This window comes from Streptomyces sp. BRA346, from assembly GCF_052851135.1.
In genome coordinates, this window is the sequence record NZ_JAIWIH010000044.1 from 42,833 (window position 1) to 67,624 (window position 24,792).

At 71.0% G+C, this 24,792-nt stretch carries 24 protein-coding genes, 4 tRNA genes and 1 pseudogene; 11 read left to right on the top strand and 18 right to left on the bottom strand.

Features of this window, described 5'->3' with window-relative positions; all coding sequences use genetic code 11:
• Positions 1 to 19 precede the first annotated feature (19 nt).
• The 4 genes from LCH29_RS37380 to LCH29_RS37395 all read right to left on the bottom strand — a co-directional run bounded on the left by LCH29_RS37380 (position 20) and on the right by LCH29_RS37395 (position 3,606).
• A tRNA-Lys gene (locus tag LCH29_RS37380) sits at positions 20 to 92 on the bottom strand.
• A gap of 120 nt (positions 93 to 212) precedes the next feature.
• The gene (locus LCH29_RS37385; RefSeq protein WP_446466134.1) at positions 213 to 2,336 is read right to left on the bottom strand and encodes a DEAD/DEAH box helicase; all 2,124 of its coding nucleotides are present in this window, start codon (positions 2,334 to 2,336) and stop codon (positions 213 to 215) included.
• A gap of 261 nt (positions 2,337 to 2,597) precedes the next feature.
• Positions 2,598 to 3,155 (bottom strand): hypothetical protein, encoded by a 558-nt coding sequence (locus LCH29_RS37390; protein WP_446466135.1) that lies wholly within the window; start codon positions 3,153 to 3,155, stop codon positions 2,598 to 2,600.
• Positions 3,156 to 3,255: 100 nt separating this feature from the next.
• Positions 3,256 to 3,606, bottom strand: coding sequence for a metallopeptidase family protein (locus LCH29_RS37395; protein WP_184503447.1), 351 nt, complete (start codon positions 3,604 to 3,606; stop codon positions 3,256 to 3,258).
• A gap of 105 nt (positions 3,607 to 3,711) precedes the next feature.
• Between LCH29_RS37395 and LCH29_RS37400 the strand changes: the two genes are divergently transcribed.
• Positions 3,712 to 5,181 (top strand): metallophosphoesterase family protein, encoded by a 1,470-nt coding sequence (locus LCH29_RS37400; RefSeq protein ID WP_446466136.1) that lies wholly within the window; start codon positions 3,712 to 3,714, stop codon positions 5,179 to 5,181.
• 81 nt (positions 5,182 to 5,262) lie between these two features.
• Positions 5,263 to 5,335, top strand: a tRNA-Glu gene (locus LCH29_RS37405).
• Between the two features lie 69 nt (positions 5,336 to 5,404).
• Here the strand turns inward: LCH29_RS37405 and LCH29_RS37410 are convergent.
• Positions 5,405 to 8,374 (bottom strand): glycoside hydrolase family 2 TIM barrel-domain containing protein, encoded by a 2,970-nt coding sequence (locus LCH29_RS37410; protein WP_446466153.1) that lies wholly within the window; start codon positions 8,372 to 8,374, stop codon positions 5,405 to 5,407.
• Positions 8,375 to 8,665: 291 nt separating this feature from the next.
• On the opposite strand from LCH29_RS37410, the gene LCH29_RS37415 reads away from it, so the two are divergent.
• Complete coding sequence (locus tag LCH29_RS37415) at positions 8,666 to 9,979, top strand: ABC transporter substrate-binding protein (RefSeq protein WP_446466137.1); 1,314 nt, start codon at positions 8,666 to 8,668, stop codon at positions 9,977 to 9,979.
• A 34-nt stretch (positions 9,980 to 10,013) separates the two neighbouring features.
• Here LCH29_RS37415 and LCH29_RS37420 read toward each other — a convergent pair whose 3' ends face one another.
• Positions 10,014 to 11,156, bottom strand: a complete 1,143-nt coding sequence (locus tag LCH29_RS37420; RefSeq protein WP_446466154.1) for an RNA-guided endonuclease InsQ/TnpB family protein — start codon at positions 11,154 to 11,156, stop codon at positions 10,014 to 10,016.
• 242 nt (positions 11,157 to 11,398) lie between these two features.
• On the opposite strand from LCH29_RS37420, the gene LCH29_RS37425 reads away from it, so the two are divergent.
• From LCH29_RS37425 to LCH29_RS37455, 7 genes are all read left to right on the top strand, one after another.
• Positions 11,399 to 12,418: a carbohydrate ABC transporter permease gene (locus LCH29_RS37425; RefSeq protein WP_446466138.1), complete on the top strand. Its 1,020-nt coding sequence runs from the start codon at positions 11,399 to 11,401 to the stop codon at positions 12,416 to 12,418.
• The gene (locus LCH29_RS37430) at positions 12,415 to 13,341 is read left to right on the top strand and encodes a carbohydrate ABC transporter permease (protein WP_446466139.1); all 927 of its coding nucleotides are present in this window, start codon (positions 12,415 to 12,417) and stop codon (positions 13,339 to 13,341) included. The genes LCH29_RS37425 and LCH29_RS37430 overlap by 4 nt, the downstream gene beginning before the upstream one ends.
• A gap of 180 nt (positions 13,342 to 13,521) precedes the next feature.
• Positions 13,522 to 14,421 (top strand): 5-dehydro-4-deoxyglucarate dehydratase, encoded by a 900-nt coding sequence (locus LCH29_RS37435; protein ID WP_446466140.1) that lies wholly within the window; start codon positions 13,522 to 13,524, stop codon positions 14,419 to 14,421.
• Between the two features lie 8 nt (positions 14,422 to 14,429).
• A complete protein-coding gene (locus tag LCH29_RS37440) occupies positions 14,430 to 15,662 on the top strand; it encodes a glucarate dehydratase family protein (RefSeq protein ID WP_446466155.1) in 1,233 nt (410 codons plus the stop codon).
• The gene (locus LCH29_RS37445) at positions 15,656 to 16,795 is read left to right on the top strand and encodes a hypothetical protein (protein ID WP_446466141.1); all 1,140 of its coding nucleotides are present in this window, start codon (positions 15,656 to 15,658) and stop codon (positions 16,793 to 16,795) included. The genes LCH29_RS37440 and LCH29_RS37445 overlap by 7 nt, the downstream gene beginning before the upstream one ends.
• A gap of 137 nt (positions 16,796 to 16,932) precedes the next feature.
• A tRNA-Asp gene (locus LCH29_RS37450) sits at positions 16,933 to 17,007 on the top strand.
• Between the two features lie 4 nt (positions 17,008 to 17,011).
• A tRNA-Phe gene (locus LCH29_RS37455) sits at positions 17,012 to 17,085 on the top strand.
• 96 nt (positions 17,086 to 17,181) lie between these two features.
• Here the strand turns inward: LCH29_RS37455 and LCH29_RS37460 are convergent.
• From LCH29_RS37460 to LCH29_RS37515, 12 genes and pseudogenes are all read right to left on the bottom strand, one after another.
• Positions 17,182 to 18,396: a tyrosine-type recombinase/integrase gene (locus LCH29_RS37460; protein WP_446466142.1), complete on the bottom strand. Its 1,215-nt coding sequence runs from the start codon at positions 18,394 to 18,396 to the stop codon at positions 17,182 to 17,184.
• A complete protein-coding gene (locus LCH29_RS37465; protein WP_446466143.1) occupies positions 18,396 to 18,575 on the bottom strand; it encodes a helix-turn-helix domain-containing protein in 180 nt (59 codons plus the stop codon). The genes LCH29_RS37460 and LCH29_RS37465 overlap by 1 nt, the downstream gene beginning before the upstream one ends.
• Positions 18,568 to 19,860 (bottom strand): replication initiator, encoded by a 1,293-nt coding sequence (locus LCH29_RS37470; RefSeq protein WP_446466156.1) that lies wholly within the window; start codon positions 19,858 to 19,860, stop codon positions 18,568 to 18,570. The genes LCH29_RS37465 and LCH29_RS37470 overlap by 8 nt, the downstream gene beginning before the upstream one ends.
• Positions 19,861 to 20,012: 152 nt before the next feature.
• A complete protein-coding gene (locus LCH29_RS37475; RefSeq protein ID WP_446466144.1) occupies positions 20,013 to 20,303 on the bottom strand; it encodes a hypothetical protein in 291 nt (96 codons plus the stop codon).
• Positions 20,304 to 20,336: 33 nt separating this feature from the next.
• Positions 20,337 to 20,522: a hypothetical protein gene (locus tag LCH29_RS37480; RefSeq protein WP_446466145.1), complete on the bottom strand. Its 186-nt coding sequence runs from the start codon at positions 20,520 to 20,522 to the stop codon at positions 20,337 to 20,339.
• A 13-nt stretch (positions 20,523 to 20,535) separates the two neighbouring features.
• On the bottom strand, positions 20,536 to 20,727 hold the full coding sequence (locus tag LCH29_RS37485) for a mobile element transfer protein (protein ID WP_063729874.1): 192 nt from the start codon (positions 20,725 to 20,727) through the stop codon (positions 20,536 to 20,538).
• Complete coding sequence (locus tag LCH29_RS37490; RefSeq protein WP_446466146.1) at positions 20,727 to 20,912, bottom strand: hypothetical protein; 186 nt, start codon at positions 20,910 to 20,912, stop codon at positions 20,727 to 20,729. The genes LCH29_RS37485 and LCH29_RS37490 overlap by 1 nt, the downstream gene beginning before the upstream one ends.
• A gap of 17 nt (positions 20,913 to 20,929) precedes the next feature.
• Positions 20,930 to 21,527: pseudogene (locus LCH29_RS37495) on the bottom strand (DUF2637 domain-containing protein).
• Between the two features lie 24 nt (positions 21,528 to 21,551).
• Complete coding sequence (locus LCH29_RS37500) at positions 21,552 to 21,761, bottom strand: hypothetical protein (protein WP_446466147.1); 210 nt, start codon at positions 21,759 to 21,761, stop codon at positions 21,552 to 21,554.
• A gap of 81 nt (positions 21,762 to 21,842) precedes the next feature.
• Positions 21,843 to 23,219, bottom strand: coding sequence for an FtsK/SpoIIIE domain-containing protein (locus LCH29_RS37505; protein ID WP_446466148.1), 1,377 nt, complete (start codon positions 23,217 to 23,219; stop codon positions 21,843 to 21,845).
• 5 nt (positions 23,220 to 23,224) lie between these two features.
• Positions 23,225 to 23,575 (bottom strand): SCO3933 family regulatory protein, encoded by a 351-nt coding sequence (locus tag LCH29_RS37510; protein WP_446466149.1) that lies wholly within the window; start codon positions 23,573 to 23,575, stop codon positions 23,225 to 23,227.
• A gap of 197 nt (positions 23,576 to 23,772) precedes the next feature.
• Complete coding sequence (locus LCH29_RS37515; RefSeq protein ID WP_446466150.1) at positions 23,773 to 24,558, bottom strand: GntR family transcriptional regulator; 786 nt, start codon at positions 24,556 to 24,558, stop codon at positions 23,773 to 23,775.
• An 87-nt stretch (positions 24,559 to 24,645) separates the two neighbouring features.
• Here LCH29_RS37515 and LCH29_RS37520 point away from each other — a divergent pair.
• Positions 24,646 to 24,792: NUDIX hydrolase (locus LCH29_RS37520; protein WP_446464090.1), on the top strand; the 147-nt coding region annotated here is incomplete at its 3' end.

The window sequence follows — 24,792 nt, forward strand, 5'->3', positions numbered from 1 at the left end:
CTGCCTGCGGTTTCCTCTGTGGGTCATCAGGGGCTCGAACCCTGAACCAATGGATTAAAAGTCCACTGCTCTGCCAATTGAGCTAATGACCCGCACCCCCGCAGCATAGCCCGGCCAGGGGGTCCGCCCCGAGACAATATCGTCCCGGGTCGAAAGGCCGTGCAACCGCGGGGGGTTGCACGGCCCCGGACGGCGCCGCCGCTCGGCGTCGGTCAGCCGTTGCGCTTCCAGCGCGGCTTGTCGGCGCGGCGGTCGTGGGAGCGGCCACCGGCGTTGCCGCCGCGGTGGTCGTCACGGCGCGCCGGGCGGTCGTCGCGGCGGTCGCGGTTGAAGGGGCGGTCCCCGCCGCGGTGGTTGTGGTCGCGGCGCTCGAAGGAGCGGCCACCCGACGGACGGTCGTCNCGNCGGTCGCGGCCGAAGCCACGGTCATCCCGGCGCTCGAACGAACGGCCACCACGGTCGCCGTCCCGACGGTCCCGGTTGAAGCCACCCCGGTCATCGCGACGGTCCCGGCCACCCGACGGACGGTCGTCNCGNCGGTCGCGGCCGAAGCCACGGTCATCCCGGCGGTCGTCACGGCGGTCGAAGGAACGGCCACCGCGGTCGCCGTCCCGGCGGTCCCGGCGGTCGAAGTTGCCGCGCTCGTCCCGGCGCTCACCGGCCGGGGCCGAGGACTCGGCCGAGCGCTGCGCGGGCACGAACGGAACGGCGCCCGCGGTGGTCCCGGACGCCCCGTCCGCCGTCGCACCGGCCGTCTCGCCGGCGGCCGCGGCCGCGTCGCCCTGGGCGGGGGTCTCGCCGCGCTCGCGCGCCGCACGGGCCGTCAGCCGGTCGGCCTCCTCGCGCAGCTCGCCCGCGCGCCGCTGCACCTTCTCCAGCTGCCGGGTGAGGTCCTGCACCTCGCGCTCGGCCTGCTTGGCGGCGTTCGCGGCCGCCTCGGCCTGCACCTCGGTGAGCGAGCGGGCGCCGGTGATCCGGGCCACGTCCTCGTCGAAGACGCCCGCCCCGCCGACGATGTGACGGGAGGCGTCGACGCCCGCGTCCTCCATCAGCCGGAAGATCTGGCGGCGCTGGTGCGGCAGGGCCAGCGACACGACGGTGCCGCTCTGGCCCGCCCGCGCCGTACGGCCGGAGCGGTGCAGGTAGTCCTTGTGGTCACCGGCCGGGTCCACGTTGAGCACCAGGTCGATGCCGTCGACGTGGATGCCGCGGGCGGCGACGTCGGTGGCGACGAGCACGTTGACGTAGCCGTCCTTGAAGTCGGCCAGGGTCCGGGTGCGGGCGCCCTGCGTCATGCCGCCGTGCAGCGCGTCGGCGCGCACGCCCGCGTCGCACAGCTGCTCGGCGACCCGGTCGCAGCCCAGCTGGGTGCGGACGAAGATGATGGTGCGGCCCTTGCGCGCCGCGATGGCGGCGGTGACCGGGGCCTTGTCCTTCGGCTTCACCACGAGCACGTGGTGGGTCATGGTCGAGACGGCGCCCTGGGACGGGTCGACCTCGTGGGTGACCGGGTTCACCAGGTAGCGCTTGACCAGGCTGTCGATCTCGTTCTCCAGCGTCGCGGAGAACAGCAGCCGCTGGCCGCCGCTCGGCACCAGGTCCAGGATCTCGGTGACCTCGGGCAGGAAGCCCATGTCGGCCATCTGGTCGGCCTCGTCGAGGACGGCGATCTGGACCTTGTCGAGGGACGCGGCGCCGCGGTCGATGATGTCGCGCAGTCGGCCCGGGGTGGCGACCAGGATGTCCACGCCCCGCTCCAGGGCATAGATCTGATTGCCCATCGAGGTGCCGCCGCAGACCACCTTGAGCTTGAGGCCGAGGACGTCGCCGTACGGCTGGAGCGCGTCGCTCACCTGCATCGCCAGCTCGCGGGTCGGGGTCAGGATGAGGCCCCGGGGGCGCTTCTTCTCGGTGTGGCCGCCGGCCAGCGAGGTCAGCAGCGGAAGACCGAACGAGAGGGTCTTGCCGGAGCCGGTGCGGCCGCGGCCGAGGATGTCCTTCCCGGCCATGGCGTCGGGGATGGTCGCGGCCTGGATCGGGAAGGGCGTGGTGACGCCGTTCTGCGCGAGCTTGCGGACGATCTGCTCGGGAAGACCGAGTTCGGCGAAGGTGATTTCGGGGCCCTTGGAGGTCTCGGGAGTGCTCTGCCCGGCGTCCTCGGTGTCAGCCGCGTCGACTGTGTCATCGGCGGAGACGTCGGCGCCGGGCTCGGCGGGGGCGGTGGTGGGCTCGGCGCGCTCGGCCTGCTGGAGCTGCTCGACCGGCTGGGGCTGGTCCCCGGGGTCGCCCTGCTCGTCGGTGGCGGGCATGACGGCGTGATCAGTGGAAACGGACATGCGAAATGCGAAACCTTCCGGAGTCTCGGCACGCGCCCAAACTCCGTGTTGTCGCACACGACCGCCTCTATGCGGTCAGCCACGGGATGGCAAGGAACGCGCCTCACGGCGCACTTCGATGAGGCGCCGGGCAAATGGGATCAAACGATCTACCACCATACGCACCTCCACCCCCCAAGAGCAAATTCGCTCCGCCAACCCACCATCCCTGCCCCCTGAGCCGTACATCACACTCCGGGCCGCCCCCTGCGTTCGCCCGCGCTATCCGGCGGGCTCCGCGGGCGCCGATGCGGGCGGGGACGCCGGTTCCGACGAGGTGGGCTTGGGGTCGGGCGCGCTCGGCGCCGGGCTCGTCGGACGCGGTTCCGGGGCGGGCTCGGTGGGCGCGGGCCGGCCCGGCTCCGGCGGCGGGGAGGGCGCCGGGCGGTGCGCCGGGGAGCCGTGCTTCCCGGCCGACGGCGAGGGCTCGGCGCCGGGTTCCGCCTTCGCGGACGCCGACGGCGAACGGCGCTCGCCGCCCTTGCGCTTGTGCCCCTTGGCGTCCCGCGGCGCCACCGTGTACGTGTGCCCCTGGTCGTCCGTACGCACCACCACGCCGCCGCCGGGCTCCGCCGCCCCGCCGCGCTTGTCGGAGCCGCCGCGGTGCCGGTCCGGCTTCCCGGGGTCGTCGGAGATGCTCATGCAGCCGCCCAGGGCCAGGGCCCCGGCCACCAGGGTCACCACCACGGCACTCCGCGCCGAGACGCGGGGGGCGCGCGAGGCGCGGGGCGCGTCGGTCCGGGGGGAACGGTCGGTGCGAGGAGCGGGGGTTCCGGACATGGACACCTCCAGGCCGCAGGGCTGTGACGCAGTGCCCAACTGGCCCCGCCCCCCTTAGGACACGCGTGCGGCGTAACCCGGGCGCCGGAGGCGGTGCCCGTCAGCCGTAGCCGAGCGCGTGCAGCCGCTCGTCGTCGATGCCGAAGTGGTGCGCGATCTCGTGGACCACGGTCACCTCGGTCTCCTGGACCACGTCCTCGCGGGTCGCGCTCATGCGCAGCGTCGGCCCCCGGTAGATCGTGATCCGGTCGGGCAGGACGCCCGCGTACCACTCGCCGCGGTCGGTGAGCGGCGTCCCCTCGTAGAGTCCCAGCAGTTCGGGATCGTGGGACGGCGGCTCGTCCTCCACGAACACCGCGACGTTGTCCATCAGCCGTGTCAGCTCCGGCGGGATCCTGTCCAGCGCCTCGGCGACCAGTTCCTCGAACTCCTCGCGTGTCATCTCCAGCACGTGGCCATTGTCGGACAGCCGGGCCCGGAACGGGACGGTCCGCGCCCGGGAATGGTGGCCCGGGCGGCCGGGCATACGGGACCTGGGGCCGGGCATACGGGCCGCATGGCCCGCGATCCGCTCCCCCTCGCCGCCTCCACCGAGCGGCCGCGGCCGGTCTTACGCGCCGCCGGGCTGGCCGCGGTGACCCTCCTCGGGGCGTGGATGGGGCTGCTGGTCGTCGGGAGCGTCCACGCCTCGGTGGGCCCGATGGACACGCGGATGGCGCTCCGGCCGTCCCTGACCGGCGGCACCGAGATCAACGTCTCCCCGCTCGGCGCCCTCGAACTCCGCAGCCACCACGCCCCGCTCCGCCTCGATGTCGACGTGGACCGGCTGGACCCGATCCGGTCCGCGGCGCTGGTCGACCACCCCGAGCGGCTGTCCGGGCTCCAGGGGGAGGTGGCGGGCGACGTCGTCCGCGGCACCCGGGACCTGGCGGTGCGCTCCTGCGCGGCCGTCGTCTTCGGCGCCACGGCGCTGGGCCTGGCCGTCTACCGCCGCCCGCGCCGGGCGCTGGCCGCGGGCGGCCTCGCGCTGGGGCTGCTGGCCGCCTCGGGAGGCGCCGCGTACGCGACCTGGAACCCGAACTCGGTGCTGGAGCCGCGCTATTCGGGGCTGCTGTCGAGCGCCCCGTCGGTGGTCGGCAACGCGCGCAGCATCGTCAGCGACTTCGACGTGTACCAGCGGGAGCTGGCCCGGCTGGTGACCAATGTCACGCAGCTGTACGAGGCGACCTCGACCCTGCCCGCCTACCGGCCCGATCCGACGACGATGCGGGTCCTGCACGTATCGGACATCCACCTCAACCCGGCGGCCTGGCACATCGTCCAGTCGCTGGTCCGGCAGTACAAGATCGACGTGATCATCGACACAGGCGACACGATGGATCACGGCACCGCCGCCGAGAACGGCTTCCTGGAGCCGGTCTCCGACCTCGGCGCCCCCTATGTATGGGTACGCGGCAATCACGACTCGGCGACGACGCAGCGCCATCTGTCCGGCCGCAAGGGCGTCCACGTCGTCGACGACGGCCGGACGGTGACGGTCGGCGGCCTGCGGATCGCGGGCATAGGCGACCCGCAGTTCACCCCGGACCGCTCCGCCGCCGTGGCGGGCGATGCCGCCGAGCACCGGGCGGGCCGGGAGCTGGCCGGTGCGATCCGGGCCCGGAAGGCGGAGGGCGCGCCCGTGGACATCGCCGTCGCCCACAATCCGCTGGCCGCCCGGGAGACCGACGGCACGGTCCCGCTCGCCCTCACCGGTCATGTCCACCACCGCCGGACGGAGGTGCTGCCCGGCGGCACCCGGCTGATGACGGAGGGCTCGACGGGCGGCAGCGGGCTGCGCGCGGTGGACGACGCCGAGCCCGACACGGTGCAGGCGTCGGTCCTCTACCTGGACCGGGACACCCGTCGGCTCCAGGCCTGGGACGAGATCGATCTGGGCGGGCTCGGGCTGGCCAAGGCCGAGGTCAGCCGTCATCTCCCGGCCGAGAACCGGCCCGGCGCGACCCCGGCGCCGACAGCTCCGTAAACCGTTTTGGCGAACCTCACCGGCATCCCATATGCTTCTCGCGTCCCCGAAAGCGCCGTGAGGCGCCCAGGTGGGCCATCGGCCCTCATCGTCTAGTGGCCCAGGACGCCGCCCTTTCAAGGCGGTAGCACGGGTTCGAATCCCGTTGGGGGCACCCACATGGTTTTGGTGCGAAGGCCGCGTCTCGCAGAGCGAGGCGCGGCCTTCGTGCTGTCCGCTGCCTTCAGTTCGGCAGGGTGAAGCCGACGCCGAACCGCGTCCGGGTGGCCCGCAGCTCGTACGGGGCGAGGACGCCCGGGCCGCAGGACGCGGTGCCGATGCCGTGGTGGGCCGCGTCCAGGTCGAGGTGGAGCACCTCGCCCGGGACCAGGTCGGCCGGGTGACGGGCGGCCTCCAGTTGCCCGGTGGTCCAGCGGCGCGCGGTGAGCGCGAAGGCGGGGCGGCCCTCGACGCGCAGCCCGCCGCCGTCCGGGCCGCGCAGCTCGGCCCAGCGGACGTCGCCGCGGCTGCCGTTCTCCTGCGGGAAGACGTACGGCGTCTGGAACGCGTCCACGGTCGTCGCCCAGCGGCCGATGCGTGCCGCGCGCCGGGTGTCGGGGTACGACTCGCCGGGGCCGCCGCCGTACCACTCGATCCAGTCCAGCGGCGCCCGGATGCCCAGGGCCACGCCGAGCCGCGGCAGCGGGCAGGGCCACTCACCGTCCGGGGTGATGTCGACGGAGAGGTCGAGCCGGGTGCCGTCGCCGATCTGTTCGCCGGTCCAGCGGTAGACGACGGACAGGCCGAAGAAGCCGCCGGGCGGCGCCACCCGCGTCCTGACCTCCAGCGACTCGCCGTCCACGGTGACGCCGTCGCAGCGGTGCCGCATCCGGTCCAGGGCGTGGTGGCGCCACTGCGCGGCGAGGGACTTCGCGTCGTCCGGGCCCCGGTCGTTGTCGGTGGTGGCGCGCCAGACGTTCAGCCGGGGCGGGACGGCGACGTGCAGGCCGTGGAGGGTGCGGAGGCTGCCGTCGAGGGGGTCGAAGGTGCCCGGGCCGAGGGTGATGGCGCCGGTGAGGGCGCCGCCATCGGCGCTGGGGGCGCGTACGGGGGTGATGCGCGCCCCAGGCGTACGCGTGGCGGCGGGGCCTCGGGCGCGCGCCTGGCCCCACGCCACCTCGTGGCCCGCGGGCGCCCAGGCGGTGTCGGCCGCCAGGACGGCCCGTACGGTCCACCACTCCTCGCCGTCCCCGTCGTCCTCCGTGACGGAACCGGCCTCCGGCAGGGCCACCTCGGCGGACTCCCCGGGGGCGAGCGGCGGCACCTCGAGCGCGCCCTCGGCGACCCGGCGCCCCTCCACCTCGCGTGACCAGCCGAAGGCGAGCCCCGCGAGGTCGACCACGTCGTACTTGTTGGTGACGCGGACGGTGCGGGCGGCCGCGTCCACGCAGATCCCGACCGGCTCGACGACCTTCTTGTACTCCAGCAGCCCCGGGGACGGCGTCCGGTCCGGGAAGAGCAGGCCGTCCGCGCAGAAGTTGCCGTCGTGCAGCGGCTCGCCGAAGTCGCCGCCGTACGCGAAGTACGGCCGCCCGGCGGTGTCCCGGGCCCGCAGCCCGTGGTCGATCCACTCCCAGACGAAGCCGCCCTGGAGCCGCTCGTACGTCTCGAACAGCCGCTGGTACTCGGTGAGGCCGCCCGGCCCGTTGCCCATCGCGTGCGCGTACTCGCACTGGATGAACGGCAGGGCGCGGCGGCGGGCGTCCAGCCGGGGGTCGTCCAGCGGCTTCTCGGCGCGGCGGCCGATCGCCTCGACCTCCTCGTGCGAGGCGTACATCCGGCTGTAGACGTCGGTGTGCTCGCAGGACCAGTCGCCCTCGTAGTGGATCAGGCGGTCCGGGTCGCGGTCCCGGATCCAGCGGGACATGGCGGCCAGATTGCGGCCGGTGCCGGACTCGTTGCCCAGCGACCACATGATCACGCTCGGGTGGTTCTTGTCCCGCTCGACCATCCGGGCGGCCCGGTCGAGCAGGGCCTCCTCCCAGGCCGGATCGTCGGCGGGGTTGCCGCGCCAGTCGTCGTAGGTGAAGCCGTGGGTCTCCAGATCGGCCTCGTCGATCACCCACAGCCCGAACTCGTCGCACAGGTCGAGGAAGGCGGGGTCCGGCGGGTAGTGGCTGGTGCGGACGGCGTTGATGTTGTGCCGCTTCATCAGAGCTACGTCCTCGCGCATCGTGGCGTACGGGACGGCGCGGCCGTGGTCGGGGTGGAACTCGTGGCGGTTGACGCCGCGCAGCAGCAGCGGCCGCCCGTTGACCGTGATCAGTCCTTTTTCGACGGCGACGGTACGGAAGCCCAGCCGCAGCGGGACGCGCTCGCCGTCGGTCGCGAGCTGCGCCTCGTACAGCCGGGGCACCTCGGCGGACCAGGGCTGGACGCCGGGGATGGTCACGGTCTCGCCCGTGGCGAGGGTCAGGCCCAGCTCGGGAACGGTGACGCGGCCTCCCGGATCGGCGTCCACGCGCAGGGTGCCGTGGCCGGTGCGGTGGTCGTACCCGGCGTGCACGAAGACGTCCTCGACGGCGGCCTCGGGCCGGTGGAGGAGCGTGACGCCACGGAAGATCCCGGCCAGCCACCACATGTCCTGGTCCTCGACGTAACTGCCGGAGGACCACTGGTGGACGCGTACGGACAGCACATTGCCGCGGCGCCGCAGATGCGGGCCGGTGTCGAACTCGTGCGGCAGCCGACTGCCCTTGGCGGTGCCCAGCTCCCGGCCGTTGAGGCGGACCCGGTAGCAGGACTCCACGCCGTCGAAGCGCAGCAGGGTGCGGCCGTCGGCCCCCTCGTCCGGCCCGGGCCAGTCGTCGGGGAGGTCGAAGACGAGGCGGTGGTCGCCGGTCGGGTTCTCGGTGGGGACGCGGGGCGGGTCGACCGGGAAGGGGTAGCGGATGTTGGTGTACTGCGGGGCGTCGTGGCCGTGCAGGGCCCAGTGGGAGGGGACGGGGAGCTTCTCCCAGCCGTCCCCTCCCGCCTGCTCGGCCGCCTCCGCGTGGGCCGCGGTGGGGAAGAGCCGGAAGTCCCAGTCGCCGTTGAGGGAGAGGGTCCGCGCGTCGGAGCGGAAGGCGGCGCGGGGGGCGAGTGCTCCGGTGCCGGGCGAGAGGTCCTCGTAGTACGTGATCTTGGCGTGATGTGAGCGTCGGCGGAGTCCGATGACTGACCTCCGGGATCAGGCTGCCGCAGCGACGGCGAGACGGGCCGCACGCCCGGCGGGGTGCCCGGGCGCGTGTTGATCATTGCCGGGAAGCTTCCCGACGGAAGGAGAGATGCCCTGTTCAGACAGGGATGTGGAGGTGATGGTTCCGGCTTAGCAAACAACACAGCACAGAGCGAAACAAGTATTGACAGTCACCCCGGAGCGCTCTAGCGTCCCGCCATCTGGTTCGTAAACATAACCAGTGTTCATCTATGCGAACGGGCGGTGGCCATGTTCAGACACTCAGCCATGACGAGGCGACTGGCACCTCTGGCATGCGCGGCACTCACCGGTTCCCTCGTCGCCGGGTGCGGCGCGAGCACCAGCGGCAGCGGCGGTGGCGATGCCAAGGGCCCGCTGGAGGTGTGGACCCGCAGCGACACCGTGGATGCGAAGGCCTACAAGAGGATATTCGCCGCCTTCACCAAGAAAACCGGCATCAAGGTCGACTACAAGCCCGTCGTCGACTTCGACAAGCTCCTCCAGCAGCGCGCCGCCTCCAAGAACCTGCCCGACGTCACCGTCAACGACATGGGAAGCCTCGGGAACTACCAGTCCCAGGGGCTGCTCCAGCCCATCGACAAGAAGGCGATCAAGGGCACCTCCGACATCACCGGCACCGCCTGGTCCGGCGCGGTCGGCACCGACGGCAAGGTCTACGGCATTCCGTTCTCCCGCCAGGCCCAGGGGATGTTCATCCGCAAGGACTGGCTGGCGAAGGTGGGCAAGAAGGCCCCCAAGACCTGGGCCGAGCTGCTCGACGTCGCCAAGGCGTTCACGAATGACGACCCGGACGGCAACGGCAAGAAGGACACCTACGGCCTCCTCGTCCCCGGCTCCACCAACAACGGCTACCTCGCCTGGTTCGCCTCCAACTTCATCTGGCAGGGCGGCGGCGACATCGTCGCCTCGCGCGGCGGCGGCAAGTACGAGGCGGTCGCCGACTCCCCCGCGAACATCAAGACGGTCACCTGGCTCAAGGGCCTGTACTGCTCCAGCAAGGTCACCCAGCCCGGCTCGCTCACGATGACCACCGGCGACTCGTACCCCTTCTTCACCCAGGGCAAGGTGGGCATCTCCCTCACCGGCCCCTATGAGTTCCCGCTGTTCGACAAGACCCCCGGCAAGGACAAGCTCGAGGTCATCCCCGCGCCCAAGGGCCCGGACGGCAACACCGTGCTGGCCGAAGGCGAGAACGTCTATCTGATGGCGGGCTCGAAGAAGTCCGAGCAGCAGCGCAAGCTCGCCGAGTTCATGATCAGCCCCGAGGCGCAGAAGCTCGGCATGACCGCCCCCGACGCCCCCGTCGTGCGGCTGTCGGTCAACACCAAGGTCGACACCGGCAAGGTCTACGACGACCCGCGGTGGAAGATCTTCTCCGACGCGTACGGACACGGCTCCAAGCCCTTCCCGTCCGCGATCAACTACCAGCCCATCCGCCAGGACACCGCCGAGTCGCTGAACAAGCTCTTCGCCAACTGCGGCTCCAGCGTCAAGAGCGGGCTGGGCGAGCTGAACTCCACCCTTCAGCAGGAGCTGAAGTCCCAGGGAGTGGCCAATTGACTGCTCTCCCGCCTTAAGGCGGGAGATTCCTGGCTCAGGCTGCCTCCCGGACCGGCGGCCCGGGAGGTCTTACGCCCTCGACACCAGCCGGGTCCAGACCAGCCCGGACGAGCATCACACGGGCGGAGTTCTTGTCCCTGGGGGATATGGCTCCGCACGCGACGCAGGTGTAGGTACGTTCCGAAAGAGGTAGCGCGTGCTTGGTTCTCGCTCCGCACCGCGCACAGTCCATGGTGGTGTGCGCAGGGTGCACCAGCCGGACATCCCGCTGGTGCTTGCGGCCCATCTCGATCAGGGCCGCCTTCGTGGCACCGATGGCAGCGTCGGCTGCCTTACGCGCCATCGACGTCCTGGCCAGGAACTTCGGGCGGAAGTCCTCCACCGCCACCACGTCATGGTCACGCACAACCTTCTTGGCCCATTTGCGGGCGGTGTCCTGCCGCTGCCGGGCGACCTTCTTGTGCAGCTTGGCCACCTGCCGCTTGGCAGTGCGGTGGCCATTCGAGGGCGGCGTACCCTTCGGCGCGCGACGCCGGGCCATCATCCGCTGGTAGCGACCCAGCTTCGCCGCGGCCTTCCTGCCGTGCTCGGCATGGGGAAGGTCGTGAGCGTCGGAGGTGGTGGTGGCGGTCTCGCGCACGCCCCAGTCCACACCCAGCGCCAGGCCGGTTCGGGGAAGCGGGTCGACCTGGGCGGGGACGACGAACGACGCGTACCAATGGCCGACGCTGTCCCGGTAGACACGCACGCTCGACGGGTCGGCCGGAAGATCGCGCGACCACACCACGTTCACCACGATGCCGCCCGGCAGGTGCAGGTGCCCGTCTTTGAGGCGGAAGCCGCGCCGGGTGTAGTTCAGCGTCGGATCGGCGTCCCGCTTCTTCTTCCAGCGGGGCATGCCCGCCCGCCGGTGCATGGGCAGCCGGTCCTTGATGTCCTTCAGCGCCTTCGCACGAGACCTGCCGAAGTCACGTACGAGCTGCTGCTGAGGCACCGAGGAACCCTCCCTCAGCCAGGGAGTGATACGGCGGGCCTCGGTCAGCATCTTGTCCAGCGCGGCCGGACCGCACTTCCCCCCGCCCCTATGGGCCTTCTTCGAGCGGGCAACGCACTCGTTCCACACCCACCGGCACCGGCCCCACTCAGCCTCAAGCGCCACACGGGCGCTGGCGGACATGCGAAGCCGGTAGGTCCACCGGGCATACCCGGTGTCCTCGTCGGCCTTCGCTTCCACCGTCACGATCGCCAATCTAAATGGGAGGTACGACAGTTGAGAGTCACAGGCCTGTGTGGCTTGCCCCGGAGCTGTGCGGGGTGGACGTCGAATCGCCCTCACGGCGATTCGACTATCCCTGCACCGATCTGCAGGGGCCCGCTTCCTCCCCGGCCTGAAGGTCGGGACATCCTCGGAGGAACCAAGTGACCCAGCCCCTGGGCCACTCGGGGAGCTCGACTGCCGTCTCGTCCGTCTCCGGGACCGCGGCCACCGAGCCGCGGCCCGGCGGACGACGCCGGGCCGCCGCCCCGCCTGTCGGGGCGGTGAAGCGGCGCCCGCGCGGCGGCCGCCGCTTCACCGCGTCGTCGTGGATCCCCTGGCTGTTCGTGGCCCCCGCCCTGCTCCTCTTCGTCGTCTTCAAGTACCTGCCCATGGCCAAGGGCATCGAGCTGAGCTTCTACGACGTCCGGCCGTTCCTCGGCAATCTGTGGGTGGGCCTCGCCAACTACCGGTCGGTCTTCGGCGATCCGCAGTTCCAGGCCGCGCTGGGCCACACCGTGGTGCTGGCGGTCGGCGGAACCATCGGATCCGTCATCGTCGGCTTCGTCCTGGCGCTGCTCCTCGAAGGCCCGGCGCGCTCCCTGTGGTTCATGCGCTCCGCCGTCTTCCTGCCGGTCGTCACCGCCACGGCCGTCGTCGGCGAGATCTGGCGGCTGCTCTACTACCCGACCAGCGCCGGGTTCCTCAACACCGTCCTCGGCTTCCTCGGCATCGGCCCGCTGCACTACCTCGACCACACCAGCTCCGCCCTGTGGTCCGTCATGGCGGTCGCCATCTGGACCGGCGGCCCCTACAACATGGTGATCGTCCTCGCCGGGCTCACCCAGGTCGACCGCGGGCTGTACGAGGCGGCCGCCCTCGACGGCGCGAACACCTGGCAGCGGCTGCGCCACATCACCCTGCCCGCGCTGCGCCCCGTCGTCACGATCCTGCTCACCCTCGCCGCCATCCGCGGCTTCCGCACCTTCACCGAGGTCTACGTCCTCACCGGAGGCGGACCCGCCGGATCCACCGACGTCTGGATGACCCGGATCTACCAGCTCGGATTCACCCGCAACGAGATCGGCGTCGCCTCCGCCGCCGCCACGCTGCTGTTCCTGGTCACGGTGTGCCTGACGGTCGCGATGCAGTGGTACCAGCGACGGAAGGAGGCCCGGCCGTGACCCTCTCCCTTACGTCCCGTACGTCCCGTGCTTCCAGGCGGCGCCCCGGCGTCGGCGTCTCGCAGAGCGTCGAGACCGCCCTCGGCTGGCGCACCGGCCGCAACCACCTGCTGAGCATGGCCCTCCGGGCCCTGCTGTGCCTGCTCGCGCTCGCCGTCTTCGCCGGGCCGCTGATCGTGCTGTTCTCCGGCGCGTTCGACAACAACCCCGACCCGACGAAGCTGTCCGTCGTCCCCAACTCCCCGACGCTGGAGAACTTCAAGGTCGCGGGCGAACGCGACGTCTGGCACTACCTCGCCAACTCGCTGATCGTCGCGGGCGGCGCGCTGCTGCTCCAGGTCAGCGTCAGCGTCTTCGCCGCGTACGCCCTGGCCCGCAAGCGGTTCCGGGGCCGGGCCATCCTGTCGCTGCTCTTCCTGACGACGATGATGCTGCCCGAGGAAGTCATCGCGATCCCGCTGTCACTCGTCCTCGGCGACCTCCCGGTCGTCCATCTCAGCCTCAAGGGCACCCTGCTCGGCATGATCCTGCCGCTCGGCGCCTGGGGATTCTCGATCTTCGTGATGACCGAGTTCATGAAGGAGCTGCCCACGGAGCTGGAGGAGGCCGCCAAGATCGACGGCGCCGGGGAGTGGCGCATCTTCGCCCAGGTCGTGCTGCCGCTGTGCCGCCCGGCCCTCGGCGTGATCACCGTCTTCGGCTTCATCATGATCTGGGACCAGTACCTGCTGCCGCTGATCGTCGCCAACGACCCGTCGGACTACACCCTGTCCGTCGCCCTCTCCACGATGCGCAGCGACACGATCGGGCCGGGGCTGGTGCTGGCCGGTTCGCTGCTCGCGCTCATCCCGAGCCTGATCGTCTATCTGCTGCTCCAGCGGTCGCTGATCCGCGGCATGACGGCGGGAGCGTTGAAGGGCTGACGGCTGCCGGATGACGGTATCCGTCAACGCGCTGACATTTATCGCTGTTTGTCATCTGTCATCCGCCGTCTGTCATCCACCGTCTGTCATCAGCTCTCCGTCAGTCGTCAGCCGTCAGCCGTCATCTGCAATCCGCCATCTGTCTCCCCCTCCCCCACTGCCCCACTGCTGAGGTCCCGCATGAGACTCACCGGAGTGCTCTTCTTCCCCGTCACGCCCTTCGCCGCGGACGGCACCGTCGACGAGAAGACCCTCGCCACCCACATCGAGCAGGGCGTCGCCGCCGGGCCCGGCGGGGTGTTCGTCGCGTGCGGCACCGGTGAGTTCCACAGCCTGGAGCCCGGCGAGTACGAACGCGTCGTCCGCATCGCCGTCGAGGTCACCGGCGGCCGCGTCCCCGTCTACGCGGGCGCGGGCGGGCCGGTCGCGCTGGCCGACCGGTTCGCGCGCGCCGCCGAGCGGGCCGGTGCGGACGGGCTGCTGCTCCTTCCCCCGTACCTGGTCACCTTCCCGCCCGGGGGCCTGGTCCGGTACGTCGAACAGGTCACCGCCGCCACCCGGCTGCCCCTGATCGTCTACCAGCGCGGCAACGCCGTCTTCACCCCGGAGACCGCCGCCCGCATCGCCGCCCTCCCGCGCGTGACCGGCTTCAAGGACGGCACCGGCGACCTCGACCTGATGCAGCGCATCGTGCTCACCGTGCGCTCCACGGTCGGCGGGGACTTCCAGTTCTTCAACGGCATGCCCACCGCCGAGATGACCGTGCCCGCCTACCGGGCCGTCGGCGTGGACCTCTACTCCTCCGCGGTGTTCTGCTTCGCCCCCGAGGTCTCCCTCGCCTTCCACCGGGCGGTCGGCTCCGGCGACACCGCGACGGCGGAACGGCTGCTGGCCGAGTTCTTCCAGCCCCTGGTCGCCCTGCGGGACACGGTCCCCGGCTACGCCATCTCGCTGATCAAGGCGGCGGTGCGGCTGCGTGGGCTGGACGTCGGCGGGGTACGACCGCCGCTGGTGGACCCGAGCGAGGACCACCTCGCCGAACTTCAAAAGATCATCGACTCCGGACGGGGACTGGTGTGACCACACGTATGCGCATCAAGGACCTGGTGATCACCCCGATCGCCTTCCGCGACCCGCCCCTTCTCAACGCGGACGGCGTCCACGAGCCCTGGGCGCTGCGCAGCATCGTGCGGCTGGTGACGGAGGACGGGGTGACGGGCCTCGGCGAGACGTTCGGCGACACCCTCCACCTGGAACGGCTCGCGGCGCTGCGCCCCCATCTGACGGGCCTGAGCGTGTACGCGCTGGGCGAGCTGTACGAGAAGGCGGCGACCCTCTTCGACCACGCGGGCGGCGCGATCTCCTCCTTCGACCTCGGCCGGGTGCACGCCGCCGTCGAGGTCGCCTGCCTCGACGTCCAGGGCAAGCTGGCGGACCGCCCGGTGAGCGATCTCCTCGGCGGCGCGGTCCGGGACTCCGTCCCGTACAGCGCGTATCTCTTCTACAAGTGGGCCGGGCACCCGGACGCCGAACCCGACGAGTGGGGCGCTGCGCTCGACCCCGAGGGCGTCGTGGCGCAGGCCCGCCGCATGATCGACCTCTACGGCTTCGGCTCGATCAAGCTCAAGGGCGGCGTCTTCCCGCCCGACCAGGAGATCGCCGCCATCCACGCCCTCCGCGAGGCGTTCCCCGACCATCCGCTGCGGCTCGACCCGAACACCGCCTGGACGCACGAGACCTCCCTCGAAGTCGCCCGGGCCCTGGACGGCGTCCTCGAATACCTGGAGGACCCGACCGGCGGCATCCCCGGCATGGCGCGGGTCGCCGCCGAATCGCCGCTCCCGCTGGCCACCAACATGTGCGTGGTCGCCTTCGACCACATCCCCCCGGCCGTCGCGCAGGGCGCGGTGCAGGTCGTCCTCGGCGACCACCACTACTGGGGCGGGCTCACCCGCACCCGCCACCTGGGCACCCTCTGCGACACCTTCGGCCTCGGCATGTCCATGCACTCCAACTCCCACCTGGGCATCAGCCTCGCCGCCATGACCCACCTCGCCGCCGCGACCCCCAACCTGACGTACGCGTGCGACACCCACTACCCCTGGAGCGCCCAGGACGACGTGGTGCGCCCGGGCGCGCTCACCTTCGTCGACGGCGCGATCCCGGTCCCCACCGGCCCGGGCCTCGGCGTCGAACTGGACGAGGACGTCCTCGCCCGGCTGCACGAGAACTACCTGACCTGCGGACTGCGCAAGCGCGACGACACGGGGTACATGCGGCGGGTGAACCCGGACTTCGAGGCGGGCCTCCCCCGGTGGTGACGGCGACCGCGTATCTGTACCCCTGGGACGTGGTGGGCGACCCGTCCGCCGCCGAGCGGATCGCGGCCCTGGGCGTGGACGCGGTGGCCCTGGCCGCCGCGTACCACTCCGTACGGGCCGCCACCCCGTTCCACCCCGGGCACCGGGTGGTCGACGCGCACCACGCCGCGCTGTACCTGCCGGTGCGGGACGCGGCGTGGTCCGGGTCCCGGCTGACCCCGGGCACCCCTGGTTGGATGCCCCGCCCCGACTCCTTCCTCGCGGCCCGCGACGCGCTGCGCGCCGTGGGCCTCCCGGTCCACGCCTGGACGGTCCTCACCCACAACACCCGCCTCGGCCGCGCCCACCCCGACCTCGCCGTACGCAACGCCTTCGGCGACTCGTACCCGTACGCCCTGTGCCCCTCGTCCGCCGAGGTCAGGGCGTACTGCACCACGCTGGTGCGGGAGGTCCTGGCGCTGGGCGCGCCGGACGGCCTGGTCCTGGAGGCGTGCGGCCCCCTCGGGCTGGGGCACGGCGGCCACCACGAGAAGACGGACGGCGCGGACTGGGACGCCTCCGTGGACCGGCTCCTGTCGTGGTGCTTCTGCGCCGCCTGCCTGGCCCGCTACGAGGCGGCGGACCTGGACCCGTCCGGCCTCCGCCACCAGGTGAGGCAGGCGGTGGACGGCGGTACCCCCCTACCCCCCACCGTGATGTCCGCGGTTCGTACGATCCGCACCACCCTCACCGCGGACCTGCGCCGCGAGGTGCTGGCGGCCGCCTCGGGCCCCGTCACCCTGCACGCGAGCGCGGACCCCTGGGCCACGGGCCCCTTCGCGACGATCGCCGACGCCGCCGCCCCACCGCCCGTGGACACCCTGGTCGCCTCCGCCTGGACCAGCGCCGACCAGGGCGTCACCAACCTCACCGCCCTCCGCCCCCTGGCCGCCCCGGGCACCCGCCTCGCCGCCTACCTCCCGGCGCTCCCACCCCGCCCGGCGGACCCTTCAGCCCTGGCCGCCGAGTGGACCACCTGCCTGGCGGCCGGCGCGGACGAGCTGCACCTCTACCACGCGGGCCTCGCCTCCCCGGCCCGCCTGACCGCCCTCCGCGCGGCGCTCGACGCGGTCAGGACACGGCCTGAGGTCTGATACGCTGATCCAGCGACATCGACGCGGCGGAAAGCCAAAACTTCCGCCAAGAAGATCGCAGGTAGTGCGACCCCCCGACGGAAACCCGTTAGGCCCGCACGCCGCCTTGTGCGAGACTCGTGCTCGTACACACGCAAGGTCCTGTGGAGCAGTTTGGAGTGCTCGCCACCCTGTCAAGGTGGAGGCCGCGGGTTCAAATCCCGTCAGGACCGCTGCGGCTGGGTAGCTCAGTTGGTACGAGCGTCCGCCTGAAAAGCGGAAGGTCGCCGGTTCGACCCCGGCCCCAGCCACCGCAGCCCGACCAGGGCAAAGCCCCCTCCCGGTTCGCCCGGAGGGGGCTTCTTCGTTGCCTGTGACACCAACGGTTGACGCCAACGGCGCCGGATCTACACCAACCGGCCCTCCAGACGGCCGAGCGCCTTCCGCTGCTCGTCCAGCGAGGCATGGGCGTACACCTGCATGGTCACACCGTGATCACTGTGCCCGGCGATCTGCTGGACGATGTGAACGGGGACGCCAAGATCCAGCAGCAGCGTGATGCAGGTGTGACGCAGATCGTGAAAGCGCAGATCCAGGCCGAGCCGCTTCCTCACCGGGTCCCAGCTCCGACGCAGGTTGTCCGGCTCATACGGCGTCCCGATCCGGGACGGGAAGACCAGCCCGTTTTCCTGCCACGCCATACCGGCCGCCGCCCGCTCCTGTGCCTGACGCTCCTGGTGAGCACGGAGCGCGGAGACCGCGAGGGGCGGGAGGGGAATGGTGCGCTCGGAAGACCGCGTCTTGGGCAGCACGAGCCGTAGTTCTCCGCCAACGCGCTGGAGGTTGGTCAGCACGGTGAGGGTGCCACGCTCCAGGTCCACCGCAGACCAGCGCAGGCCCAGCAACTCACCGCGCCGCATGCCGAGGAGCAGCGCCAGGACGTAGAGGGCGTGCAAGCGGTGCTCCCGGAGCTCCTTGAGCACCAGCTTGGCCTGAGCCGGTGAGAGCCCCTTGCCGGTCCGGTAGGAGGGTGCAGGGGTCTTCACGAGCTTCGCGACGTTCCGCATGATCAGCTCCTCGCGGACGGCGTGCTCCAGGGCGTTCCGCAGCACAGCGTGAATCGACTGGACCATGCGGGCCGACAGCTTGCGCGCACAGCAGCGGCGAGCGGCGCAGCACTGCGGCTTTTCGCGTTCCTTGTCCCAGCCGTTCTTGCAGCACTGGCACTCTTCGCGAACCCGGTTGAGCCAGACCCGGACCTCTTGGGCGCGCAGGTCGCGGAGCTTCTTGCCTCCCAGGCCGGGGATCAAGTGGACGCGCACGACGCTTTCGTAGCCCTGGTACGTCTTGGGCCGCCGGTTGAGCGCCACTTCCTCGGACAGCCAGTAGGCCAGGTAATCGCCGACTGTGGAATCGGTGTCGGGCAGAGGCACACCCTTCTGATCTTGAGACTGGAGATCAACCACACTGCGGTGCACCTCCTCCCACGTCGCGCCGTACACGGACTTGCGCTTCCGAATGCCTGACGCCGTGATCACATAGGCCCGACCCTCGTACCGGCCGTCCTTGCGCTTGATGATCGTTCCGGCGCCATTGGGGTTACGCTTGCGCTGCGATGGCATCAGGCGGCCTCGGCAATCTGGTGGTCGATGAAGTCGCGGAGTGCGGCAGCGGGGACACGGCGGGCGCGGCCGATCGTGATGGAGGGCAAGCGCCGGGACCGGATCAGGTCGTAGACCGTGGAGCGGCCGATCTTGAGCCGGGCCATCACCTCCGGCACGGTGAGCAGTTCGTCAACCATGGGTTGGTACTCCTTCCGTTCCGGGGGCGGGGGTGATGGTGGCGGTGAGCCATTCCTCGGCGGGGGTGAGGCCGGTACCGGCGTAGGCCCAGTGGGCGAGGACGAGCGTGGTCTCGTCCTGCTCCAGCTCGGCGGCGGCTTGGGCACGTCGCCAGGCGGCGCGGGCGTCGCGGAGTGCGCCGAGGGTGGTGGAGTAGCGGCGGGACTTGGTGGAGAAGTGGCCCCGGAAGCCGAGCATGTGAGCCCAGGCGCGGAGTCGGAGGTGTTCCAGGTCCTTCCGCGCACCGAGCGCCCAGGCGGTACGGATGAGCCGCCGGGCGTGCTCGCTGATGTCGAGCTGTGCGACTTCGGCGATGAGCCGTATCGGCCGGTCCAGTGCACCGGTCGCCGTCTCAGCACCCTTGGTGGCGTACTTGGCGATGTACGCGGCCACGGCCCGGTCGGTCAGCTCCTGCTGGCCGTTGAAGTCGGCGCCCCGTATGGGCCTCACGTCGAGTTCGCTACCGAAGGCGAACGTGTGGGCCCGTCCGTCGATGACCGGCCCGGCAACCTGTGCCTTGGGGGTAGCCGCCTGGAGGGCGTCGGTCAGCAGCTCGACCGTGGCCCAGGCCGGAGGCGGGGTGTCGCCACCGCCAGGGCCGTCGATGCGGATCACGGCATGGAAGTGGACGGCGCCACGCTTCTGGTACTCGGCGACCTTGGCGAAGGACAGCCGGGCGTGGTCGCGGAAGGCCCGTTGGGTGAGTCCGGCCCGCTTGGCGACCTCCCGCCGCAGGTAGATGGAGAAGCGCCGCCAGAGCATGCCCGCGTGGGCGTTCCAGAGCACCGCGGATTCGTAGTCATACCTGTCCGGGGCCAGCGGCGTGCCAAGGACGTCGTCCTCCTGGTCGTGGCGGACGCCGCACCGGCACCGACGGACCGTGCCAGCCGGACCGGTAGGCCGGTTGTGGACGGGTCCGAAGCCGGGCGCGGTGAAGGTGGCGAAGACGCGCGGGTGCGTGGCGACGTCTTCCGGTGTGCCTTTGCCGCCGCGTAGCCCGGCGGTGATCAGGTGGAAGGTGTCGCGGCGGTAGGTCTCGGCGCAGGCCGCACACCGGGTGGTGCGGCGGTTGTTGCAGCGGACCAGCAGATGCCCGGCAGGCAGGTCGGTCGAGTTCAGGTGGTGCAGGACGCGGCCGACCTCGCCAGTCTCCCGGTTGACGTGGTGTTCGGTGCGGTGGCCGTCGAGGCGGATCGGGGTGGTGCAGCCGCCGAGGCCGGAGAGTTGGCGGAGCAGTGCGGGCATGGTGCCGAGCGCCGCCAGGTTGCCGAGTTGGGGCAGCGGCGGCGGGGTGGTGCGGGTGATGATGGGTGTCACCTCTTTCGAGGGGTTGGGTTGCCGGGGCGGCGGATGCTTGGCGGTATCGAGGCCGCCCCGGCAGTCGTGTTGGTTGTGGGTCAGCGGTGGCGCTGGCTGGTGAGCAGCGAGCGCATGACGACGGCGGCCACGGCGACGGATATGGCCGTGACGACGACGGCCGCCAGGAGCGCGGTCAGGACGACGCCGACCACGAGCACGACACCAACCGTCCGGGCACTGGGCCCGAGCCACGGCGTCTGCTGAGCAGGAGTAGGAGCGTGCTGGCAGGAGCAGACCGGAGCGTGGCTGTGCTGGACCGCCGGAGCGGTCGGGGCGGGCATGTGGACGGTCGATGGGGTGGGGGCTTCGGGGTACTTCGGTCGGAACACGGCGATCTCCTCTTTCCTACTCGTCTAGTCGTGTTAGCGGTTGACTGTGTCGACTCCGGAGCGCGTACCGGACTCCACGAAGGGCGCGAGGCCGGTGTGGGCGAGCCAGAAGCCGAACAGCGCGATGACGACGGCGACCCACATGCGGACGCCCAGGAACTTGATCGCGAACCAGGCGATGACGCCGAGTACGAAGACCAGGGGCAGGCTGACGGTCACGGGCGATCTCCTTTCAGCGGACGGGGCAACGGTGGGTACGGGCAGCCAGCTCGGCGGCGGCCCGGGTGTCGTAGTCGGCGGAGAAGTCGCAGCGCGGAGCGGTGCACACGGCGGTGTGCTTCTCACGGCCCCGCTGGTCGTTGGCGGTGCCGACGCGGACCGGGCCGATGCGGATGACGCTGCGGAAGCGGCGAGGCGCGGGCATCAGCCGTTCTCCCCTCGGCCGGTGAAGTCGTCGGCGTGGTCGGCCAGCCAACGCCTGATCTCCGCGCGTTCGTCGATGTCGGCAGCGAGGATGACCGGTTCGGCGATGCTCACGGCCTCAATGAACCGGTCGTGTCGGGTGAGTTCGGCAGCGCGCATGAGGGCGCACAGGGTGGACGGGCGCACAGGTGTCGTCTCCTTGATCAGTTGAGGTGGGTGGCGATGGCGTCGGCCAGCGGCGCGGGGACGCCGAGCCGGGCGCGCAGCGTGTCGGTGTCCATGGGTGAGCCAGTACGGGTGTGGTGTTCGTCGGCGAGCTTGCGTGCGTGAGTGACGAGCGCTGCCGGAACGTGCGGCGCGGGAGCCTTCGGCAGCTCGGGCTCCGGTTCGACAGGTGACTCCGCGGTTTCCGGTTCGGCCGGAGCCGACGCGGTTGCGGCCGCTGGTGCGGTGTGCGCGAGGAGCGTTCCGCCGAGGAAAGCGACGGCTGGCCATCCGGCGACGAGGATGCGCAACCAGGCCGGTACGTTGGCCAGGTCGAGCAGCCCGGCGGTGGCGACGTTCGCCCCGAGCGACGCGGCCAGCGCAACGACGAACCAGCACCAGCCCGACGCCTTGGACGACCCCGAGCGCAGCCGCCGCCAGGCCGCCACAAGCAGCAGGTCCACCGAGACCGGGTAGGCCCACGCCTTCCACCCGTCCTGTCCGGCCGCCGAGGCCAGGTCATGCGGCGAAGGACAGCGCAGCGGCGATGACCGCTTGCACCAGCACCGCGTCGACCCGCGCCAAGTGAGCGCGCATGGGTAGAGACTCCTTCCAATGGGGTCAGCCGTCTGCCGTGAGTTCGTCGACACGTGCGCGAGCGACAGCGGCAACCTCGGCGGCCTCGATGTCATCGGGCTGAGCGGCGGCGATGCGCTCCAGCAGATCGGCTTTGCGGCTCATCAGCTCCGCCTGGTCCCCGGCACCGGACTTGCGGAAGTCGGCCAGGTCGGCGATGAGCGCGGAGACCTCGGAGATGGTGGGACGGGACACAGGTACTCCAATCGGTTTCAGGCATGGCATCGGTAGGGACATGGCGCGGTGCGGTCGCGCCGACCATTGGTTGGGAGTGGCTTATTCGGTGGCCGGGAGCGGCTTGAGCAGGGAGGTCGGAGCGCTCACCGGAACGGCCGGCACGTCCGGTCGGAACGGTTCGAGCGAGGGCAGGTCCGGCACGAGATCAGCGGTCTCGCGGCAGACTTCGGCAGCGGCACCCAGCGACAGGAACGGCGGACGGATACGGGACCAGCCACCGGAAGTGTCTCCGGCGACAGCCAGGCCGGGCCGCTCTGGAGCGATGTCGCAGGCCGCGCCGACCGCTTCAGGGGCGATGTCACCCAACGCCATCTTGGCGGAGGCTTCATCGTTCACGCGGTGGCAGACCCGGCCGGTCAGCTGAGCCCGCAGCATCGTCGCGCCCTTGCCTAGCTCGGCACCGAACCGCTGTCCGCACACCTCCAGGTAGATGCCTGCCGCGCGGCCGAGTTGGGCCAGCCGGATGAGCTGGGTAACCATCTCATCCCGCCGTTCCTCGTCCTTCCGTGTGGCGACGAGGAACAGCTCGGCCACCTCGTCCACGAGCAGCACCACCGGCACGGGCCGTTCCTCGTCCGGCAGGCCCCAGATGTCAGAGGTGACCTCTTCATCCGGCGTGCTCGGAGCGATGCCCTGCCGCTTTTTGATCAGGTCGTATCGGTCCTCCATCAGTTCAATCAGCTCAGGCAGCAGCTCAGCCGTTTGCACAGGGTCGGTGACCAGCGCCGACAGTCGCGGGGCGAACGGCGCCAGCTCCACACCCCGCTTGCAGTCGATCCCCGCCAGCGCGACCGACTGCCGGGCCAGCCCGGATATCAGGTGCCGCAAGAACATGGACTTCCCCGACAGCGTCGCGCCCAGGGTCAGCTGGTGCGGAACGGCCCGGTAGTCCCGTACGAACGGCGTCGCGTCCTCCCGCAGCGCCACCGGCACCTTCAGGAAGTCGCCCGCCATCCTGCGGGGCATCCGTACCTTCCGCAGCACGTCGAAGCCGATCAGCCGCAACTCGACCACCCCCGGCTTGACCACGTCCACGTACACGCCGTGAACGCCCCAGGCATGCCGCAGCCGTTCAGCCGAAGCGGCCACGTCGGCAGGTTCCTGCCCCGGTGCCAGCCGCAACCGGACCCGTAGACCGGTCGACGTTGGCCGTATGAGCCCCCGGCGAGGAGGCACCGGCCGCACCTCCCGGTGGGTGAGCGCCTGTGTCGTCCAGGCCCGCAGCCGGGACGGCGGAACAGTCAGCCCGCACGCGTCCATCACCGACCCGTACGACCCCAGCAGCCGGGCCGTGGAGATGGGCATCCCAACCGTCGACCAGTACGCGGCCGGGTGCCGGGCCCGGAGGTAGGCGGCCCCGCCGACTATTCCGGCGACCGGGCCACCCACCTCCATCAACGTCATGGCGTCGTTCATCGGGCTCAGGCCTCCGCGCCAACCGGCATGGCGGCCGGGGCGATGGCGTCAGCGCGGAAGGCGATGCCGTGCCGCTGTTGCCCGTTGAAGACGTTCTCCCACGGCCGGGCGATCAGCCCGAACAGCGTCACCGGCGAGCCGAGCGCCAGTCCTTCCGTCACGCCGCTTTCCGGCACGGTGACCTGGAGCAGGGAGGATTCCCCGCCGTCGATGTAGACGACGCCCAAGCGCATCAGCGTCTCGCCGGTCTGCGCGTCCTTGGCGATCTCGCCGGTCTGCCGGTCCCTGACCTTGGGTTCCGGGGCCTCGGTCAGCAGGACCGCGGCACCGGAGGTCTCGACACGGATGGAACGCAACTTGCTTCTCCTTCTCTCGCAGCCTTGCCCACCTAGTTGTCTAGATGAGTACCAGTGGTCGAACCCGATCGCGCCGGGAACGATCACCACCATGCCACACCACTCAGCCACTCGTCTATACGAGTATGTGTCTGCGTGTGTACGAGTCGGGAAAAGCGGCCCGCCACGGCCGCACAGCGAGCCATCCGGCCCGCCTGTCAGGTGGCGGGAAGCTGGTAAGCCAGGACGTAGGCGTCAGCGGCCATCACGGTGTCGCAGACCTCGACCGCGCGCCCCTCAGTATCGAAAGCCGTACGGATCAGCGAGATCACCGGGACACCGGAGGCGAGCTGGAGCGTGCGCACCTCGGCGGGCGAAGGCATCCGGGCACGGATCTCCTCATCGAAGTGGTCCAGGCGGTGCCCCAGCTCCTCCAGCCGGGCATAGATGCCACCGGGGCCGGGGTTGGGCTGCGCGATCGGAGTGTTCCGGGCCAGGTCCAGCGGCAGGTACGAGGTGGCGAACTCCACCGGCCGCCCGTCCAGCAGATACCGGCGCCGCCGGGCCAGCACCTTGCGCGGCGAACCGAGCCGGGCCGAGATATCCGGCGACGGCCGTTCTTCCTTCACCTCCAGGCCGTCGACCTCCGGACGGCTTCCCGCTGCTTCGGCCTCCACAGTGAAGGCCGCCTTCCCCTGCTCCCGATGGCGTCGGGCGAACCGGTCCGAGGCCAGCCGTCGCACGGGAGGTCGTGGCCGGACGAAGACCCCCTTGCCGTGCTCGGAGACCACCAGCCCCTCTTGCTGGAGCAGCGACAACGAGTTGCGCACGGTCATCCGTGACACCGTGAAGTGCTCGACTAGCTCAGTCTCCGAGGGGAGCTTGTCCCCCTCCCGGAAGCGGCCTTTGTCGATCGCTTCCCGCAGCGCGTCGGCGATCTGCCGGAACACCGCCCGGTCGCTCGTGGGGTCCAATACACCCAGAACAGAGGTCAGAGAAGGCATATGCACATACTCCTTTAGGTATCTAGACGAGCGGCTAAGCGGTGTTGCTACGGTGGAAAGCCTAGCCAGCCGAGAGGGGCGTGGAACGTGAGCACTGAGCGCCCGCACTCCGTAAGCGTCGCCGGAGTCATCGTCGACGACGCTGGCCGTGCGTTGCTGATCAAGCGACGGGACAACGGTAAGTGGGAACCGCCCGGCGGCGTGCTCGAACGCGAGGAAACCATCCCGGACGCC